Origin of the sequence: Pseudomonas baetica (assembly GCF_002813455.1) — a bacterium.
GTDB classification, from domain to species: Bacteria; Pseudomonadota; Gammaproteobacteria; order Pseudomonadales; family Pseudomonadaceae; genus Aquipseudomonas; species Aquipseudomonas baetica.
In genome coordinates this window covers 4,073,869-4,093,209 of record NZ_PHHE01000001.1, presented here as the reverse complement: position 1 = coordinate 4,093,209, position 19,341 = coordinate 4,073,869, and the positions used below count along the sequence as shown (strand labels likewise).

The window sequence follows — 19,341 nt, the reverse complement described above, 5'->3', positions numbered from 1 at the left end:
GGCTTGTTTTTTGCCCGCCAAGACCTTCAGTGGATAGGGTGTTATGTCCGGAAAAGCGCAACAGCAGTCTCGTATTATTGAGTTGATCAAACTGGGCCGTGAGCAGAAGTATCTGACTTACGCCGAGGTCAACGACCACCTGCCCGAGGATATTTCAGATCCTGAGCAGGTGGAAGACATCATCCGCATGATTAACGACATGGGGATCCCCGTACACGAGAGTGCTCCGGATGCGGACGCCCTTATGTTGGCCGACGCCGATACCGATGAGGCCGCTGCGGAAGAAGCAGCAGCCGCGTTGGCAGCGGTGGAGACCGATATCGGTCGCACTACTGACCCTGTGCGCATGTACATGCGTGAAATGGGTACAGTCGAGCTTCTGACTCGTGAAGGCGAAATTGAAATCGCCAAGCGTATCGAAGAGGGCATCCGTGAAGTGATGAGCGCAATCGCGCACTTCCCTGGCACGGTAGACCACATCCTCTCCGAGTACACTCGCGTCACCACCGAAGGTGGTCGCCTGTCCGACGTCCTGAGCGGTTATATCGACCCGGACGACGGCATTGCGCCACCTGCGGCAGAAGTGCCGCCGCCGGTCGATCCGAAAGCCGCCAAGGCTGACGACGCCGAGGACGACGACGAAGCCGAATCTTCCGATGACGAAGAAGAAGCCGAAAGCGGTCCGGATCCGGTTATCGCTGCCCAGCGCTTTGGCGCTGTGTCCGATCAGATGGAAATCACCCGCAAGGCGCTGAAGAAGCACGGTCGCAGCAACAAGGCAGCGATTGCCGAGTTGTTGGCACTGGCCGAGCTGTTCATGCCGATCAAACTGGTACCGAAGCAATTCGAAGGCCTGGTCGAGCGTGTTCGCAGTGCCCTGGATCGTCTGCGTCAGCAAGAGCGCGCGATCATGCAACTGTGTGTACGTGATGCACGTATGCCACGCGCCGACTTCCTGCGCCAGTTCCCGGGCAACGAAGTCGACGAAAGCTGGTCCGACGCCCTGGCCAAAGGCAAGAGCAAATACGCCGAAGCCATCGGCCGTGTTCAGCCGGATATCATCCGTTGCCAGCAGAAGCTGACGGCGCTGGAAACCGAAACCGGTTTGACCATTGCTGAAATCAAGGACATCAACCGTCGCATGTCGATCGGTGAGGCCAAGGCCCGCCGCGCGAAGAAAGAGATGGTTGAAGCGAACTTGCGTCTGGTGATCTCGATCGCCAAGAAGTACACCAACCGCGGCCTGCAATTCCTCGATCTGATCCAGGAAGGCAACATCGGCCTGATGAAAGCGGTCGACAAGTTCGAATACCGTCGTGGTTACAAGTTCTCGACTTATGCCACCTGGTGGATCCGTCAGGCGATCACTCGCTCGATCGCCGACCAGGCCCGCACCATCCGTATTCCGGTGCACATGATCGAGACGATCAACAAGCTCAACCGTATTTCCCGGCAGATGTTGCAGGAAATGGGTCGCGAACCGACCCCGGAAGAGCTGGGCGAACGCATGGAAATGCCTGAGGACAAGATCCGCAAGGTATTGAAGATCGCTAAAGAGCCGATCTCCATGGAAACCCCGATTGGTGATGACGAAGACTCCCATCTGGGTGACTTCATCGAAGACTCGACCATGCAGTCGCCAATCGATGTCGCCACTGTTGAGAGCCTGAAAGAAGCGACTCGCGAAGTGCTGTCCGGCCTCACTGCCCGTGAAGCCAAAGTACTGCGCATGCGTTTCGGTATCGACATGAACACCGACCATACGCTCGAAGAAGTGGGCAAACAGTTTGACGTAACGCGTGAGCGGATCCGTCAGATCGAAGCCAAGGCGCTGCGCAAGCTGCGCCACCCGACGCGAAGCGAGCATTTGCGCTCCTTCCTCGACGAGTGATACCAGAACCCCCGGCCCAGGCCGGGGGTTTTGTTTTTAGGGCAGATTAAATCCCCGCACCGCCCCTCCCCCGCATACCCCGTCTACACTCGAAACAATTACCCCCGAGCCATAACGAGAGCGTTATGCACAGATTGGCGTCCGTGCTTTTTTTGCTGTCACTGATGATCTGGACCGCAACGGCTGACGCGCTGACTCTGACCGATGAAGAACGTAGCTGGCTGGCGGCTCACCCGGACCTGAAACTGGGTGTAGATGCGTCGTGGCCGCCCTTTGAGTTTCGTGACGACCAGGCCCGCTATCAGGGCCTGGCGGCTGACTATATCGATGTCATTCGCCAGGCCCTGGCGATCAAACTGACGCCCATCGAGCCGGTGAGCTGGACCGTCGTGCTGGAACAGGTGAAACAGGGCAAGATCGACCTGCTGCCAGGGATCATGTCCACGCCGGAGCGCCAGACCTATCTGTCCTTCACCCGCCCTTATCTCGACTTCCCGATCGTCATCCTCGCCCACGTCGGCGGCGCACAACCGCGAAAAATCGAAGATCTGTACGGCCTGAAGATAGCCGTGGTGGAAAACTACGCGCCTCACGAACTATTGCGTACCCACCATCCAGATCTGAACCTGGTAGCCATGCCTAACGTCAGTTCAGCGCTACAGGCGCTGGCGACGGACGAAGTGGACGCCGTGGTCGGCGACCTCGCGTCCAGCGTCTGGAGCCTGCGCCAGCTGAAGCTCGACGGTTTGTACGTCAGCGGCGAAACCCCGTATCGCTATCAACTGGCGATGGCCGTACCGCGGGATAACAAGATGCTGGTGGGCATTCTGGACAAAGTCCTGGCCGACATGACTCCGGCGCAAATCAGCAGCATTCAGGAGCACTGGGTCGGCAACGTCCTTGATCATCGAACTTTCTGGTCCGATCTCTTGGTTTATGGCCTGCCCGGCCTGTTGTTGCTGATGATCATCCTGGCAGTGGTGATCCGTATCAACCGACGCCTGAGTTCCGAGATCGCCCGCCGCATCGACCTCGAACAAGAGCTGCGCAGCAGCGAATACCACTATCGAGGTCTGGTCGAAAGCCTGTCGGCCATCGCCTGGGAAGCGCGGATGAGCGACTTCACTTACAGCTATGTGTCGCCACACGCTGAAGATCTGCTCGGCTACCCACTGTCGCACTGGCTGATACCGGGCTTCTGGCGCAACATCATCCACCCGGCGGATCTGACCCGCGCCCAGAGTTTCTGCGATCACGAAGTGCTGGCCGGGCGCGATCACAGCCTCGATTACCGGGTGATCACCGCTGACGGCCGCTGCCTGTGGGTACGCGACATCGTCAGCCTCATTGAACACGGCCATGAACCGGTGATGCGCGGGCTGATGATCGACATCAGCGAAACCAAGCGCACCGAGGAAGCCTTGCGCCTGTCGGAGCAGAAATTCGCCTCGGTATTCCAGCAATGCCCGGACATTCTGGTGATCGCACGACTATCCGACGGCTGCTTGCTGGAGGTCAACGAAGCCTTTGAGGAACAAATCGGGCTGAAAGCCGAGGACATCATCGGCCTGACCGCTACCGACCTGAATATCTGGGGCATTCCCGGTGTCGGGCCGGGGCTGTTGCAGCGCTTGCAGGCTGGCAGCATTCGTAACCTGGAGATGCCCTTTCGACGTAACAATGGCCAGGTGTTCACCGGCCTGATTTCCGCCGAACCGTTCGACCTCGACACCACGCCCGCTCTGGTGGTGGTAGTGCGCGACATCACCCAACTCAAGGAAACCCAACAGCAACTGCAAACCTCGGAAGAGAAGTTCGCCAAGGCGTTTCATGCTTCGCCGGACGGCTTGCTGCTGTCACGCCAGAGCGACGGTTTGCTGCTCGAGGTCAACGAAGGTTTCAGCCGTATAACCGGGTTTAACAGCGCCATGTCGGTGGATCGCTCGGCGCTGGACCTGGGGATCTGGGTCAACCTCAACGAACGTAAACAGATGCTCGACCTGCTGCACCGCGACGGTTTCGTCCGTGATTTCAGCTGCCATATCCGCCGTAGCGACGGGCAGATCCGCCTCTGCGAGGTGTCCGCCCGTCCGCTGCCGATCGGCGATGAAGACTGCATGCTGACCATTGCCCGGGACATTACCGAACGCCATCTGATGCAGGAAAAACTGCAACAGGCTGCCACCGTATTCGAGAGCACCGCCGAAGGCGTATTGATCACTGACACCCAGCAGCACATCAGTGCGGTCAACCGTGCCTTCACCGAGATCACCGGCTACAGCGAGAGCGAAGCGCTGGGCCATACCCCGCGCCTGCTCGCCTCAGGTCTGCACGACAGCGCTTTTTATGCCGCGATGTGGCACCAGTTGACCGACGAAGGTCATTGGCAAGGCGAGATTTCCAACCGGCGCAAGAACGGCGAGCTGTACCCGAGCTGGCTGACCATCAGCGCCGTGCGCAACCGCGACAAGTTCATCACCCACTTTGTCGCGGTGTTTGCCGACATTTCCAGCCTCAAGCACGCGCAGGCCAAACTCGATTATCAGGCCCACCATGACCCGCTCACCGGCCTGCCGAACCGCACGCTATTCGAAAGCCGCCTGCTGATGGCGCTGAACGGCCAGCAGGAAAACGGCGGTCAGGGTGCGGTGCTGTTTCTCGACCTTGATCGGTTCAAACACATCAACGACAGCCTCGGCCATCCGGTCGGCGACCTGCTGCTCAAGGGCATCGCCGTACGCTTGAAAGAACAGTTGCGCGACATCGACACCGTCGCGCGCCTGGGCGGTGATGAATTCATCATCCTGCTGCCCGGCCTGCAACAAGCCAGCGATGCCGACAACATCGCCACCAAACTGCTCAACTGCTTCGGCGCGCCGTTCCAGGCCGGCGAACACGAGTTCTTCATCAGCGCCAGCATCGGCACCAGCCTCTATCCGCGCGACGGTTGCGACGTGGCCACCCTGGTGAAAAACGCCGACGCCGCGATGTACCGCTCCAAAGCCAAGGGCCGCAACCGCGTCGAGAGCTACACCCGTGACCTCACCGCACAGGCCAGCGAGCGCGTGGCCCTTGAGCACGAACTGCGGCGGGCCATCGAGCGTGATGAACTGCACCTCTACTACCAACCGAAGATCAGTCTCGACGACCACAGTCTGGTCGGCGCCGAAGCGCTGATCCGCTGGCGACACCCGACCTTTGGCGACGTGCCGCCGGAGCACTTTATTCCACTGGCCGAAGAAAACGGGATGATCCTGCAGATCGGCGATTGGGTGCTGGAGACTGCTTGCCGGCAGATGTTCGAGTGGAACCAGATCTACGAAAGCCTCGGGCCGCTGTCGGTCAACCTCGCCGGTGCCCAATTGCGCCAGCCGAATCTGCTCGGGCGCATCGAACAACTGCTCAAGGACAACCGCCTCAGGCCGGATTTACTGCAACTGGAAATTACCGAGAACTTCATTATGAGTCAGGCCGAAGAGGCCCTGGCGGTGTTGCACCAGCTCAAACACCTCGGTGTGCAACTGGCGATCGACGACTTCGGCACTGGCTATTCCTCTCTCAGCTACCTCAAACGCCTGCCGCTGGACATCCTCAAAATCGACCAGTCCTTCGTCCGCGGACTGCCCGACGACCCCCACGACGCGGCAATTGTCCGCGCCATCATCGCCTTGGGCCGGAGCATGCAATTCACCGTCATCGCCGAAGGCGTGGAAACCCAGGCGCAGCAGCAATTTCTCGCCGCCGAAGGTTGCGAACAGATCCAGGGCTACATCGTCAGCCTGCCCCTGCCACCCGAAGAATTCGCCGCAACGTTTCTGCGTATTGCCGTATCGGATTTTTCGGATAGCACAGCCGAGAAACCGTCGCTATAATCCGCGGCCTACTGAGGGCCTATAGCTCAGTTGGTTAGAGCAGAGGACTCATAATCCTTTGGTCCACGGTTCAAGTCCGTGTGGGCCCACCAAATTGAAAGCCGCGCTAAATGCGCGGCTTTTTCTTGGGTGATGGTTTGGTACGGTCGACTTCGCAGGACGACTTCCGCGAAGGCTGTAGGCAAATTCCGAAGCTGCGTTTTCCGGCGACTTGGCGCCTGTTGGGCATTTCTTCGGCGGGATACTCTCCGGACATCGCTGCTGATCAGCGATCGGGATTGGAAACCCGTCGAATCAAAACGCAACAGCCCTCTTCTATGGCAGCTGTGCGTGGGACGTCTTCGGACGTGCCGGTTCCTTGGTTCCCGGTTTTCCAACCTGCGCACAGCCGCCACCTATTCGCTTGGAAACATTTAGGCCGGCTCCTCGGACCAAGGAGTATCACCATGCCTGACACAAAACAGCCCCACCCTTCAGACCTGAAAACCATCGGCCTCACCCCCTTCATCTACTGCTCCAACCAACCCCTCTTCCATGTCAGCGCCGGCGTCCCGATTGGCGATGCCCTGTCCCAAGCCTCCGACCTGCTATTTCTGGTCAAAGCCTTCGCTGAAGACGCCGCCTACGACAAAAAAACCGACCGTCATGCCTGGGGCGCTTATTTCCTCGCGGCGATGAGCAAAGCGGTGATTGATGATGTGGTGAAGGTCATCAACCATCAGAGATTCACGACACGTAATCAAGCGCAGGTTTAGCGCTACTTTCCTCGACACGCGCCCCGTTGAATCGGGGCACCGACGCCACTACAACCTGATATCCAATGATATGTAGCCTGGAAATGATTACGAGGCATGGTGCATCGAGAAGCAGACCAGTATTGTCTGCCAAGCAGATTTATAAGGGAGCCATGAATGGCCGTCAGTAACTACATAGAAGCGGTGGAGATCATTCGTCGACTGGAAGGAGGGATCACACGCCCATTCCTGTGTCGTGCAAACAATGACAAGCACTATGTGGCCAAAGGCTTGGAACTACCGCCCGCCGAACGCATTGCCGAACTACTCTGCGCCCGTTTGGCTGCTCAGTTCGGCCTACCGATCCCTGAGCACGGCTGTATCTATGTCGATCCAGCCTTGTTGCGTTATAACCCGGAAGCTCGCAGTGATCTCGGACCAGGGGACAGCTACGCCCTTGCCTACGTCGCCGATGCTGCTGACCTGCTGTATTCACAAGCACTACAGGTTCCGAGCAGCCTTCAAAAAGCCGTCTTCGTTTTTGATTACTGGGTCGGTAACAGTGACCGCCAGTTGGGACCGTTTGGTGGGCGTCCAAATCTTCTGATGTGCAGTACCAACAATCAGCTACAGCTGATCGATCACAACCAGGCATTCCAATGGCCGCTGGATGCTTCAAGGTTTGCTGAAAGCCATGTGTTCGGCCCCGAAAATCGGGAATGGCGTTTAGATCTGGTCGACAAAGTTGAATACGCTCAGCGGATGCATGACACTGCTGGACGATTTCGTGGCCTATGCTCAGACATTCCCGAAGAGTGGTGTGAGTCCATTGGAGCACTCGGACTGGAAACGCTGCTTGAGAAAATTGAACGCAGCCTGATGCTTTGCCAATCGGACGAATTCTGGAGCGTCCTGAAATGAAATACACCTGTCTTTACAGCATTGTGCGTTTCGCGCCTTTTGCGGAAACCGAAGAATTTGCCAATGTGGGCATCGTTCTCTCGGCACCTGCTATTGGCCGCATGGAGTACAAACTCGCTCGTAAAAATCTGAAACGGGTCAATCATTTCTTTGAGTGCAGCAACCTATTCGCGAAGGCTATGGAGATAGCCCAAAACGAACTGGACAGTATTCGCCTCATGACAGCAGGCGCTCAAGAATCGCAGATCGTTAACCACTTTCGATTCATGACGGAGCCGAAGGAGTCGATGATTCGCTTCAGCCCCATACGATCAATACTCGTGGAAAACCTCGATGCGACCTTGGCTACGCTGTTCAACCGCTACATAGATCGCCAAGGCATAGGCCGCGAGCGGCGCGAGGAGATCATGGTTCGGGAGATTCGAGAATTGTTTTCGCAAGCGTCTATTCGTAGTTTTCGCGATGACACCCTGACTGGCGATCTGACCAAACTTCATCTTCCCTTGGTACATCGCAACAAGGTCGTAGCGGCTATTAAACCCTTGGCTTTTGACCAGTCAGAGCCCAGCGCAATACTCGATCACTGCGATCAGTGGCTGATGAAATTCGTGAGAGCGGAGCAGGAAGGCATAATCCAGCTGCAAAACGTGCTTATCCCCGTAAGCACTCCTGCGGAAAGTGAATCCCCACGCCACCGCAAAGCGGTACAAGTTGCCAAGGAAAGCATTGAGGCACGTGGCCTACAACTGGTTGATTTCCAGGCAACACAGAAAATTGCCGATTTCGCACAGCGCTACGCTCAATAGTTGCAATTCGCTCCATAAAGCCGTGCCTTTGCGCGGCTTTTCCGTTTTTGTGTGATGTCTATATCTCACCCGCGGAGCCTGTAACATGCGCAGGCCAACCAACCCGCGCCCCATGGAGCCGCCCTTGCCCGACATCCGCCCGCCCGTGCTTGACGAAATCGACCGTCATCTGATCGCCGCCCTGCAAATCAACGCTCGCGAAAGCGTGGCCATGCTCGCCCGGCAGTTGGGCATTGCGCGCACCACCGTGACTTCACGCCTGGCGCGGTTGGAAAAGGCCAAAGTGATTACCGGTTATGGCGTGCGTTTGGGGCAACGTGTGGTTGATGGTGGGTTGCAGGCGTATGTCGGGATCAAGGTGCAGCCGCGTTCCGGTAAAGAGGTGTTGCGCCGCCTGAGTGCGATGGCGCAGGTGCAGCAGTTGTGTGCGGTGAGTGGCGAGTTTGATTATGTGGCGTGGTTGCGCACCGATTCGCCGGAGCAACTGGATCAGTTGCTGGATCAGATCGGCAGTGTGGATGGGGTTGAGAAGACCACGACTTCAATCATTTTGAGCAGCAAGATTGATCGAGGGCAGCCGGTTTAAGATTTTGATCAGAGAGTGTCAGATTTTTTGTGTGCGGGCCGGTAATGGCCTGCCGTCAGGCAGGCCGGGTTTTACCAGGTCGGCCTGATAAATCGATCTCCGTACAGAATCGCAAATTGGTTCATCGCACTCTTCCAGTCATGAGCCGCCGAGCCCCAGTTTGCCGTGATGTTACGCAGCCCAAGCCAGATCAGCTTGGTCGCTGCGTCATCCGTCGGGAAGTGGCCCCGGGTCTTGATGATCTTGCGTAGCTGAGCGTTGATGCTTTCGATAGCGTTGGTCGTATAGATCACTTTTCGAATGGCAGGCGGGAAGACAAAAAATGGAATCACTCGATCCCAGGCTCGTCTCCAGGCCGCCACCACCGTTGGGTATTGCTTACCCCAAGGGCCATTTTCAAAGGCATCCAGTGCTTCCTCAGCCGCTTCTGCGTTGATGGCTTGATAGATCGGTTTTAGCGCCTTGGCCAGCTCACGGCGCTTGTCCCACGCCGCGTAATCGAGGCTGTTGCGGATCAAGTGGACGATGCATGTTTGCAGCGTTGTTGCCGGAAATACTGCGCTTAGCGCCTCTGGCATGCCTTTGAGACCGTCAGTCACGGCGATCAGCACGTCCTCTACGCCGCGGGTCTTGAGGTCGTTGAAGACCTTCATCCAGAACTTCGCACCCTCGGTGTTTTCGATCCAGATACCAAGAATATCGCGCGTTCCATCGGGTAAAACACCCAGCGCCAAGTAAATCGCCTTGTTGCGGACAAGGCCTTCTTCTCGGATCTTGACCCGCAGCGCATCGAAGAAAATGACTGGGTACATCGGCTCAAGCGGTCGCTGTTGCCACGCACCAATTTCCTCCATCACCTCGTGCGTGACTGAGCTGATGAAGTCATGGGAAACGTCCGTCCCGTATTGCTCAGAGAGGAAAGCGCGGATTTCTCGAACGGTCATGCCTCGGGCATACATGGCGATGATCTTGTCATCAAAACCGGTGTAACGCCGCTCATGCTTGGGGATCAGAATGGGGGCAAAACTGCCATCCCGATCACGGGGAATCTCCAGCCGCAGCGGGCCATCCCCCGTCAAAATCGTCTTGCCCGTTTTGCCATTGCGCTGGTTGGTTTCATCCTCTGGGCGCTGCGCGCCCGGCGGATACCCCAGGTGGTGACCGAGCTCGGCACTCAATGCTCGCTCAATCAAGGCCTTCTTGAAGGCCGCAGAAGCGTCTTCAATAGCCTCTGCGGTAATCAGCCCCTCACCGAACTCTTCGAGCAGCTCCTTGGGGATTTTTGGTAGGTCACGCAGGGGTTTCTTTTTGGTTGGCATACATGCACCTCTTACTCATGTTATGCCCGAACACAAAATTTCTGACACCCCCTTCGGCAGCTCCTACAGGTGATCCGATGTAGGAGTGTTGATCGTTCCCACGCTCCGCGTGGGAATGATCGACAGATGCTAAGGCTCTATGCCCAGCTCATGTTTGACCAACCCGAGCAACTTGCCCGTATCAATCGGCTTGAGCAGAAAATCCACCACACTCAAATGCATCGCCGCAATGGCGTCTTTCACATCCGCATCGCCGGAAACGATGATGATCGGCAGCGCCGCCCGAACCGACTCGCGCACCTGGCGAATCAGATCCAGCCCGCCGACATTGCCCATCCGCAGATCAGTGATCACCAACCCGATCGAAGGTTTCTCCGCCAACATCTTCAGCGCGGTTTCGCCACTGGCAGCGGTCAGGCAACGAATGCCGTCCAGCGCCAGAATCTCCGACAGCAACTCCCGGGCGTCTTTGTCGTCATCGACGATCAGGACACGCTGCGGCGGCAGATCGGGTTCGAGCATCACAGCGCTGAGTGCTTCGCGCTCGGCGTCGCTCAAAATATCGTGGTCGGACATGGCGTTCTCTAAATATTCAAATCAATCACCTGGCACAGTCGTCAGACATCGCTAAGCAGAGCTTCAATGTGCACTTCGTCGGATTTTTTTCCAAGAGGCCGGACAAGAGAATTTCCGACTGTTTTTGTAGGGCACTTCCCAAATATGCCCAACGGCATCGCCAACCTAGACTTACGTCCAATGGGCACCCCGCCCGCAGGGGTCGACCATGGCTGCAACGATCCGACAACAACAATTCAAAAAAGACTGCGGTAATGGTTATGAGTAAAGCGGACGCCTTCACCCAGGCAGGGAAAACCGCCGTGTTGCAGAACATTCAGGGCACCCTGCAATTCCTCCAGCGCTTCCCGCCCTTCAATCAGATGGAACACGCCCACCTCGCGTATCTGGTGGAGCAATGCCAACTGCGTTTTTATGGCCAGGGTGAAAGCATCATCAAACCTGCCGACGGCCCGGTCGAACACTTCTATGTCGTCAAACAGGGGCGGGTGGTCGGCGAGCGCCAGCACATCACCAGGCCCGGCACCGAAACCACCTTTGAAATCACCACCGGCGAATGTTTTCCCCTCGCCGCGCTGCTGGGTGAGCGGGCAACGCGCACCGAGCATCTGGCCGGTGAAGACACCTTTTGCCTGCAACTGAACAAACCGGCGTTCATCAAGCTGTTCGCCCTCTCCAACGCCTTCCGCGACTTCGCCTTGCGCGGGGTCAGCAGCCTGCTCGATCAAGTCAACCAGCAAGTCCAGCAAAAAGCCGTGGAAACCCTCGGCACCCAGTATTCGCTGAACACCCGCCTCGGCGAGTTGGCCATGCGTCATCCGGTGACGTGCGGCCCTGACACGCCATTGCGTGAAGCGGTGAAGTTGATGCACGAACAGCAGGTCGGCAGCATCGTGGTGGTAGACGAACACAAGGCGCCGCTGGGGATTTTCACCCTGCGCGATCTGCGCCATGTAGTGGCCGAAGGGGTTGGCGATTTCAGCGAAGCCATCGAGCGCCACATGACCCGTGCGCCCTTCTATCTTTCGCCGGATCACAGCGCATTCGATGCAGCGATTGCCATGACCGAACGGCACATCGCCCACGTCTGTCTGGTCAAGGATCAGCGCCTGTGCGGCGTGGTGTCCGAGCGTGATCTGTTTTCCTTGCAGCGCGTTGATCTGGTGCATCTGGCCCGCACGATTCGCAGCGCTCAGCGCGTCGAACAATTGGTGACCCTGCGCGGTGAGATCGGCCAACTGGTCGAACGCATGCTCGCCCACGGCGCATCTTCGACGCAGATCACCCACATCATTACCCTGCTCAACGATCACACCGTGTGCCGGGTGATCGAGTTGACCCTCGCCGAAAGAGGCGACCCCGGGGTGCCGTTCAGTTGGCTGTGTTTCGGCAGCGAAGGCCGCCGCGAGCAGACGCTGCACACCGATCAGGACAACGGCATTCTGTTCGACGCCCGCGATGCCGCGCACGCGGCGCAGATTCGCGGCAAGCTGTTGCCACTGGCCCAGCAGATCAACCAGAGCCTGGCGCTGTGTGGCTTCACCTTGTGCAAGGGCAACATCATGGCCGGCAACCCGGAGCTGTGTTTATCCCGGGCGGAATGGGCGCGGCGTTTTGCGGCGTTCATTCGCGAGGCGACGCCGGAGAACCTTTTGGGGTCGAGCATCTATTTCGATCTGCGGGTGGTCTGGGGCGATGAGAGCGGCTGCGCACAACTGCGCCGGGGGATTCTCGATCAGGTCGCCGACAACCGTTTGTTCCAGCGCATGATGGCCGACAACGCCCTGCGCAATCGCCCGCCGGTCGGGCGTTTCCGCGAGTTTGTGCTGGCGCGCAAGAACGGTGAAAAAGCTACGCTGGATCTGAAGGTCCAGGGCCTGACACCGTTCGTGGATGGCGCCCGATTACTTGCGCTGGCCAACGGCATTGACGCCAACAACACCCTCGAACGCTTCCGCCAACTGGTGGAAAAAGAAGTCATCGAGCGACTGGATGGCGCCGCGTATGAAGAGGCTTATCACTTCATCCAGCAAACGCGCATGCAGCAGCATCAGCTCCAGACCCGGGAGAATCAGCCGTATTCCAATCGGGTCGATCCCGACAGTCTCAATCATCTGGATCGACGCATCCTGCGCGAATCCCTGCGCCAGGCTCAGCGCCTGCAAAGCAGCCTGACCTTGCGGTATCAGCTATGAGCCTGTTCTCTTGGTTGCGTCCGGCAAGCCCGGTGGTACCGGTGGATCTGCAGCAGCGTCTGGCCGAGCTGCCGCCCATCAGCGAATTGAGCGAATGCAGCCTGCGCGAACAGCGCTGGGTGGTACTGGATCTGGAAACCACCGGGCTGAACCTGAACAAGGATCGGGTGCTGTCGATTGGCGCGGTGGTGATCGAGGACGGCGCGATCGATTTCAGCCAGCAGTTTGAACGCACGCTGCAATGTCGGGAATTGAAGCTCAGCCCCAGCGTGTTGATTCATGGACTGGGGCCGAATGCGATCGCCGCTGGCAGCGAGCCGGGCGAGGCGTTGGTGGAATTCATGGAGTTTGTCGGTGACAGCCCGGTGCTGGCGTTTCATGCGCCGTTCGATCAGCACATGCTTGGGCGGGCGCTGAAAGAACATCTGGGGCACAAGTTGCAGCAGGTGTTTCTGGATGTCGCCGAGATTGCACCGTTGGTTTGCCCGCAGGCGAATATCCGCGAGGCCGGACTGGATGAGTGGATCGAGTGGTTCAAGCTTGAGGTGTTCGAGCGGCACAACGCGAGTGCCGATGCCCTGGCCACGGCGGAGCTGGCGTTGATTCTGTTCAGCCGGGCGCGGGGGCAGCAGATTCATAGCCCGCTGAATTTGCAGCAACGGTTGAGTCAGTGGAAGCGCAGGCAGCAGGCGCCCTCCTTTTAGATTCTCAGCGCCTGCTCTGGCCTCTTCGCGAGCAAGCCCGCTCCCACAGGGTTTCGCCTTCCAATGTGGGAGCGGGCTTGCTCGCGAAGAACGATGATGCGGTTTTACTGATGCCACCCGACCAGTGGCCAATTGCTAACCATTCCCACCTCTGCCAGAATCGCGAACAATTCTCGTTGGTTAACATTTCCCAATCGGTGCGTCTGGTGTCGTCAGTCCCAAGCCCTCACAGTGAACTCGTCGGTGCGATGTATCGCGACCATCGCGGTTGGCTGTTGGCGTGGCTGCGGCGCAATGTGGCGTGCCCGCAGCGAGCCGAAGACCTCAGTCAGGACACTTTCGTGCGTCTGCTCGGTCGCGACGAACTGCTATCGCCGCGCGAGCCCCGGGCCTTTCTGGTGGCGATCGCCAAGGGCCTGCTGTTCGATTACTTCCGCCGCGCTGCGCTGGAACAGGCCTACCTCACCGAATTGATGCTGATCCCCGAAGGCGAACAACCGTCGGTGGAAGAACAGCAACTGATCCTCGAAGACCTCAAAGCCATCGACCGTCTGCTCGGCAAACTGTCGACCAAGGCCCGCGCCGCGTTCCTTTATAACCGCCTCGACGGCCTCGGCCATGCCGAGATCGCCGAGAAGCTCGGCGTATCCGTGCCGCGTGTGCGCCAATATCTGGCCCAGGGGATTCGTCAGTGCTACATCGCGTTGTACGGTGAGCCGACATGAGCCCGGCCAGTTCCAGACCCGTGCCGGCGCATGTGCTCGACGCGGCGATTGCCTGGCAGTTGACGCTCGATTCGAGCAGCCCGCTGGAGCGCGAAGAGTTCGCCAAATGGCACGCGGCCCATGAAGAACATGCCCGGGCGTGGCGTCAGTTGGGCATGCTCGATCAGCGTTTCAGCGTGGCCAAGGGCCCGGCGCGCAGTGCGTTGCTGCAATCGCGCGAAGGCATTCGCCGCCGCGTGCGCAAACTGGGTAGCGGGTTGGCCAGCGTGGTGGCGCTGGTCGGTCTGGCGCTGTTTGCCGGTGACCGTTATCTACCGCTGGATTACTGGCTGGCGGATCAGCGCACCGCCACCGGCGAACAGCGCACCGTGCGCCTGGCCGACGGCACCGTACTCAACCTCAACACCCACAGCGCCGTGGATGTGCGTTTCGATGAGAAGCGCCGACTGATTGTTTTGCAGGAAGGCGAAATCCTCGTCGAGACCGGTCACGGTGATGCCCGACCCTTTATTGTCGAAACCCGCGAAGGCAGCATGCGCGCGTTGGGCACACGGTTCCTGGTCAAGCGCGAAGAACAAGGCACACGCCTGAGCGTATTGCAGTCGGCAGTCGCCGCGCGTGCGCAAGCCAATCCCGAAGAACAGATTCTGCGTGAAGGCCAGCAAGTGCTGCTGCGCCATGACGGACTGGATTCGATCGTCGCGCTCAACCCCGGGGCCGACGCGTGGACGCGCGGAATGCTGGTGGTCGATAACGCGCGGCTGGGGGATCTGGTGCATGAACTGCGACGTTATCGTCGCGGGCATTTGGGGGTGGCACCGGAAGTGGCTGACTTGCGGATTACCGGCAGTTTCCCGTTGCATGACACCGATAAAGCCTTGAGCGCCCTGCTGCCGACCCTGCCGGTGCAGATCGAGCAGCACACGCCGTATTGGGTCACCGTGGCGAAGGCTGATTCCAAACCTGATTAATGTGGTGCCTGAGCTTTAGCTTTCGCGAGCAGGCTCGCTCCCACATTGGGATGCGTTACCCCTGTGGGAGCGAGCCTGCTCGCGAAGACGTCATCTGCCACAACCCGATTTTCAGTTAATCGAAATTATTTTCATCCAGCCCTATCACTTTTTGATTTTCATCCGGCACACAGGCAATTGAGAAATATTTCCATTCAGGAGCCGCCGTATGTCCCGTTCGCTAGACACCTTGTTGCGCCCCAGTATGCTGGCCGTCGCCATCGCCCTGAGCGCTCCGCTGATCAGCAGCCCGTTGCTCGCCGCTGAACAAGCGTCCAGCGTGCGCGCCTACAACCTGCCGGCCGCTCCTTTGTCCACCACGCTGAACCAGATCGCCAGCCAGGGCGGCCTGGCGCTGTCGTTGAATCCGTCGCTGGCGGCAGGCAAGACCTCAGCGCCGGTCAACGGCCAGTACGACGCCACTGGCGCGTTGCGTGCAGCGTTGCAAGGCACGGGTCTGCAACTGGAACAAAGCAGCACCGGCACTTACACCCTGGTCGCTGTGCCTGAGGGCGTGATGGCGCTGCCGGAAACATCGGTGATCGGTGTGGAAAATCTGGAAACCGCCTGGAGCCCTGTCGAAGGCTACACCGCCACGCGCACCGCCGCCGGCACCAAGACCGATACTGCGCTGGTCGAAGCGCCGCGTTCGATCTCCGTCGCCACCCGCCAGCAAATGGAAGACCGTGGCGTGCATAGCCTCGATGACGCCGTGCGCTACATGCCGGGCATCACCGCCAGCAGCTACGGCAGCGACACCCGTGCCGACTGGCTTCGCGTGCGCGGTTTCGAACCGACCCAGTTCCTCGACGGTTTGCCACTGCCCAAAGGCGTGTACGCCAACCCGAAACAGGAAACCTGGAACCTCGACCGCCTCGCCCTGCTGCGTGGCCCGGCTTCGTCGGTATACGGCCAGACCCCGCCGGGCGGTCTGCTCGACATGGTCAGCCGCCGTCCCAGTGACATCGCCAGCAGCGAAATCCAGCTGCAATACGGCAGCGACAACCATCGTCAGATCAACTTCGCCAGCACCGGCAAGATCGACGAGGCGGGTCAGTTTCTCTATGGCATCAGCGGCGTGATCCGTGATGGCGGAACACAGATCGACCACATCGACGACAAGCGCTACAACATCGCGCCGAGCCTGACCTGGAACATCGACGACAACACCAAACTGACCCTGCTGTCGCAATTCACCCGCGACGATACCGGCGTCACCAGTCAGTTCTATCCGATCCAGGGCACCAAGATCGGCATGCCGTTCGGCAAGATTTCCCACCACAAGAACCTCGGCGATCCAGACTACGACTACTACGACCGCACCTACTACGCGCTTGGCTATGCCTTTGAGCATCGCTTCAATGACGTGTGGCAGTTCAAACAGAACCTGCGCTACACCAAGTCGGATCTGTCGTTCCAGACCGTGACCGTCAACAGCTATAACCCGTCTTTCGCCGGCTACACCGTTGACGATCAAGGCAATGTCGGGCGCGGCACCACCAACGTCGATGAGGACATCAGCCAGTTCGCCGTGGACAACAACTTCCAGGCCGACTTCGCCACCGGCGACATTCGCCACACCTTGCTGCTGGGTCTCGATCACCAGCGCAGCAACACCAACTACACCTCGATCTTCGGCTCCGCGCCAAGCATCAACGTCAACAACCCGGTCTACGGCCAGCCGATCGTGCGTCCGGCGCGCTCCACAGCGTTTTACGACTACAACCAGAAGACCTACCAGACCGGCCTGTACGTGCAGGATCAAATGGCCCTCGACCAGTGGCGCCTGACCTTGGGCGGCCGTGAAGACTGGGTGCACACCGGCACCCAATTCATCAACAAGGCCGACGCCACCAACACCCAGCGCGACAAGAAATTCAGCGGCAACGCGGCGCTCAGCTATGTGTTCGACTCAGGCTTCGTGCCTTATCTGTCGTACGCCGAATCCTTCCAGCCAACCACCGGCGCCGACGCCACCTCCAGCGGTTCGCTCAAGCCAACCGAAGGCAAGCAATGGGAACTGGGCATCAAGTACCAGCCACCGGGCAGCAAGACGTTGCTGAGCGCGGCCGTGTATGACCTCACGCAGAAAAATGTTGCGGTCAATACCTTCGTCGACGGCGTGTCGATCACCAGCCAGACCGGCGAAGTGAAAGTCAAAGGCCTGGAGCTGGAAGCGGTCTCGGACGTTACCGACAACCTGAAAGTCATCGCCGCCTACACCCTGGCCAAGTCCGAAGTGCAGAAAGGTGTCGACAAGGGCAACCGCCTGCAACTGATGCCGAACCAACAGGCTTCGTTGTGGACCGACTACACCTGGCACACCGGCGTGCTCGACGGTTTCGGTGTTGGCGCCGGCGTGCGTTACACCGGCAACACCTACGGCGACAAGGCCAACACCTGGCTGGGCAAGGCTGACGCCTACACCGTGTTCGACGCTTCGGTGCATTACGACCTCGGCCGTCTGGACAACAGCCTCAAGGGCGCGTCGCTGGCACTGAACGCGACCAACCTGTTCGACAAGGATTACATCTCCACCTGCGACAGCTTCTACTGCTACTACGGCGACCAGCGCAGTGTCGTCGCCAGTGCCACTTACAAGTGGTAAGCGACTGAGCTGAAACAGGTCATGTCACCCGGCCGTCCCTCGTGGACGGCTTTGGTGTTTTTGAAGGTCATGAAATGAAAAGTAAAACAATCCGCCGCTGGTCGTTCATCCACACCTGGACCAGCCTGATCTGCACCGTGTTTTTGCTGATGCTGGCCTTGACCGGCCTGCCGTTGATTTTCAGCCATGAAATCGACCACCTGCTCGGCGATGCTCCCGTTGTGCGCGAGATGCCGGCCGACACGCCGCGCCTGAATCTGGCGCAACTGGTCGCGGCAGCGGAAAAACATCGCCCGGATGACGTCGTGCAGTACTTCGGCTTCGACGACGATGAGCCGAATGCCGTGCTGACGATCATGGCGAAAACCGCCGGCACCGAGCCCAACGCTTCGCACACGTTCATGCTCGATGCGCGCACCGGCGAAGCGCTGGAAACCCCCTCGGCCAACGGCGGTTTGATGCTGTTCATCCTGCGCCTGCACGTCGACATGTTCGCCGGGTTGCCGGGTAAATTGCTGCTGGCGTTCATGGGCCTGCTGTTTGTCGTGGCGATTGTTTCCGGAACGGTGCTGTACCTGCCGTTCATGCGCCGCTTGAAGTTCGGCACCGTGCGCCAGGACAAATCCACCCGCCTGCGCTGGCTCGACCTGCATAACCTGATCGGCGTCGTCACGCTGACCTGGGCGCTGGTTGTCGGCGTGACCGGGGTGATCAGCGCCTGCGCCGACCTGCTGATCGCTGCGTGGCGCAACGATTCGCTCAATACGTTGATCGCGCCTTATCGCGATGCGCCGCCGCTGACCCATCTGGCGCCCGCCACCCGTTTGCTCGACATTGCCGACGAAGTCGCGCCGGACATGAAACCGGACTTCATTGCCTTCCCCGGCACGCGGTTTTCCAGCGAGCATCATTACTCGGTGTTCATGAAGGGCGGCACGCACCTGACCTCGCACCTGCTGACGCCGGTGCTGATCGACGCCACGACGCTGCAAGTCACCGCCGTGGCGGAACGACCGTGGTACATGGACGCCATGGGCATGTCGCAGCCGCTGCACTTCGGTGATTACGGCGGCATGCCGATGAAGATCCTCTGGGCGACGCTGGATGTGCTGACGATCATCGTGCTCGGCAGCGGCGTGTATCTGTGGGTGGTGCGGCGTAAAGCGGCCCGGCCCGCGCTGGAAACAACGGAAGCCTCGGCATGAAGCCGCGTCAGTCGAGTTTCTGGAAGGTGTTCAGCACGCCGCTGGTGATTGCGCTGCTCAGTGCCGCGGGGTTGTTTGCGGCGTTATTGGGGGATGGCATCTGGGATGCATTGAGCTGGGTTGGGCTGGGTGTTCCGGCGTATCTGGCCATAAGAGGTTTGGTGGTGCGAAGCTGAAGAACCCTGTGGG

The 19,341-nt window shown here is 59.1% G+C and carries 15 protein-coding genes and 1 tRNA gene; 14 read left to right on the top strand and 2 right to left on the bottom strand.

All coding sequences use genetic code 11. The annotated features are described in order from the left end of the window. The first annotated feature begins 43 nt into the window (after nt 1–43). From rpoD to ATI02_RS18750, 7 genes are all read left to right on the top strand, one after another. Nucleotides 44–1,891 (top strand): RNA polymerase sigma factor RpoD, encoded by a 1,848-nt coding sequence (gene rpoD / locus ATI02_RS18780; protein ID WP_100847046.1) that lies wholly within the window; start codon nt 44–46, stop codon nt 1,889–1,891. Nucleotides 1,892–2,016: 125 nt separating this feature from the next. Further along, a complete protein-coding gene (locus tag ATI02_RS18775; RefSeq protein ID WP_100847045.1) occupies nt 2,017–5,763 on the top strand; it encodes a bifunctional diguanylate cyclase/phosphodiesterase in 3,747 nt (1,248 codons plus the stop codon). A gap of 15 nt (nt 5,764–5,778) precedes the next feature. Continuing rightward, nucleotides 5,779–5,855 (top strand) — tRNA-Ile (locus ATI02_RS18770). Between the two features lie 354 nt (nt 5,856–6,209). Then, entirely contained in the window at nt 6,210–6,518 is a 309-nt protein-coding gene (locus ATI02_RS18765) for a DUF3077 domain-containing protein (RefSeq protein WP_100847044.1), read from the top strand. 156 nt (nt 6,519–6,674) lie between these two features. Next, entirely contained in the window at nt 6,675–7,418 is a 744-nt protein-coding gene (locus tag ATI02_RS18760; protein WP_100847043.1) for a HipA family kinase, read from the top strand. After that, the gene (locus ATI02_RS18755) at nt 7,415–8,224 is read left to right on the top strand and encodes a DUF3037 domain-containing protein (protein WP_100847042.1); all 810 of its coding nucleotides are present in this window, start codon (nt 7,415–7,417) and stop codon (nt 8,222–8,224) included. Before ATI02_RS18760 ends, ATI02_RS18755 begins: the two co-directional genes overlap by 4 nt. Before the next feature lie 124 nt (nt 8,225–8,348). Beyond that, nucleotides 8,349–8,810 (top strand): Lrp/AsnC family transcriptional regulator, encoded by a 462-nt coding sequence (locus ATI02_RS18750; protein ID WP_100847041.1) that lies wholly within the window; start codon nt 8,349–8,351, stop codon nt 8,808–8,810. A 71-nt stretch (nt 8,811–8,881) separates the two neighbouring features. Here ATI02_RS18750 and ATI02_RS18745 read toward each other — a convergent pair whose 3' ends face one another. Further along, complete coding sequence (locus ATI02_RS18745; RefSeq protein ID WP_095191982.1) at nt 8,882–10,129, bottom strand: IS256 family transposase; 1,248 nt, start codon at nt 10,127–10,129, stop codon at nt 8,882–8,884. A 129-nt stretch (nt 10,130–10,258) separates the two neighbouring features. Beyond that, nucleotides 10,259–10,705, bottom strand: coding sequence for a response regulator (locus tag ATI02_RS18740; RefSeq protein ID WP_100847040.1), 447 nt, complete (start codon nt 10,703–10,705; stop codon nt 10,259–10,261). A 260-nt stretch (nt 10,706–10,965) separates the two neighbouring features. Between ATI02_RS18740 and ATI02_RS18735 the strand changes: the two genes are divergently transcribed. From ATI02_RS18735 to ATI02_RS18705, 7 genes are all read left to right on the top strand, one after another. Continuing rightward, nucleotides 10,966–12,900 (top strand): putative nucleotidyltransferase substrate binding domain-containing protein, encoded by a 1,935-nt coding sequence (locus ATI02_RS18735; RefSeq protein WP_338110261.1) that lies wholly within the window; start codon nt 10,966–10,968, stop codon nt 12,898–12,900. After that, nucleotides 12,897–13,604, top strand: coding sequence for a 3'-5' exonuclease (locus ATI02_RS18730; RefSeq protein ID WP_100847038.1), 708 nt, complete (start codon nt 12,897–12,899; stop codon nt 13,602–13,604). Before ATI02_RS18735 ends, ATI02_RS18730 begins: the two co-directional genes overlap by 4 nt. Before the next feature lie 248 nt (nt 13,605–13,852). Further along, nucleotides 13,853–14,329 (top strand): RNA polymerase sigma factor, encoded by a 477-nt coding sequence (locus ATI02_RS18725; protein WP_238156319.1) that lies wholly within the window; start codon nt 13,853–13,855, stop codon nt 14,327–14,329. Then, nucleotides 14,326–15,300 carry a FecR domain-containing protein gene (locus ATI02_RS18720; protein WP_100847037.1) on the top strand — a complete coding sequence of 325 codons (975 nt, stop codon included), beginning with the start codon at nt 14,326–14,328 and terminating at the stop codon, nt 15,298–15,300. The genes ATI02_RS18725 and ATI02_RS18720 overlap by 4 nt, the downstream gene beginning before the upstream one ends. Before the next feature lie 208 nt (nt 15,301–15,508). Then, a complete protein-coding gene (locus ATI02_RS18715; RefSeq protein ID WP_100847036.1) occupies nt 15,509–17,947 on the top strand; it encodes a TonB-dependent siderophore receptor in 2,439 nt (812 codons plus the stop codon). Nucleotides 17,948–18,021: 74 nt separating this feature from the next. Next, nucleotides 18,022–19,152, top strand: coding sequence for a PepSY-associated TM helix domain-containing protein (locus ATI02_RS18710; protein WP_100848477.1), 1,131 nt, complete (start codon nt 18,022–18,024; stop codon nt 19,150–19,152). Next, nucleotides 19,149–19,328 (top strand): hypothetical protein, encoded by a 180-nt coding sequence (locus ATI02_RS18705; protein ID WP_100847035.1) that lies wholly within the window; start codon nt 19,149–19,151, stop codon nt 19,326–19,328. The genes ATI02_RS18710 and ATI02_RS18705 overlap by 4 nt, the downstream gene beginning before the upstream one ends. The last annotated feature ends 13 nt before the right edge of the window (nt 19,329–19,341 follow it).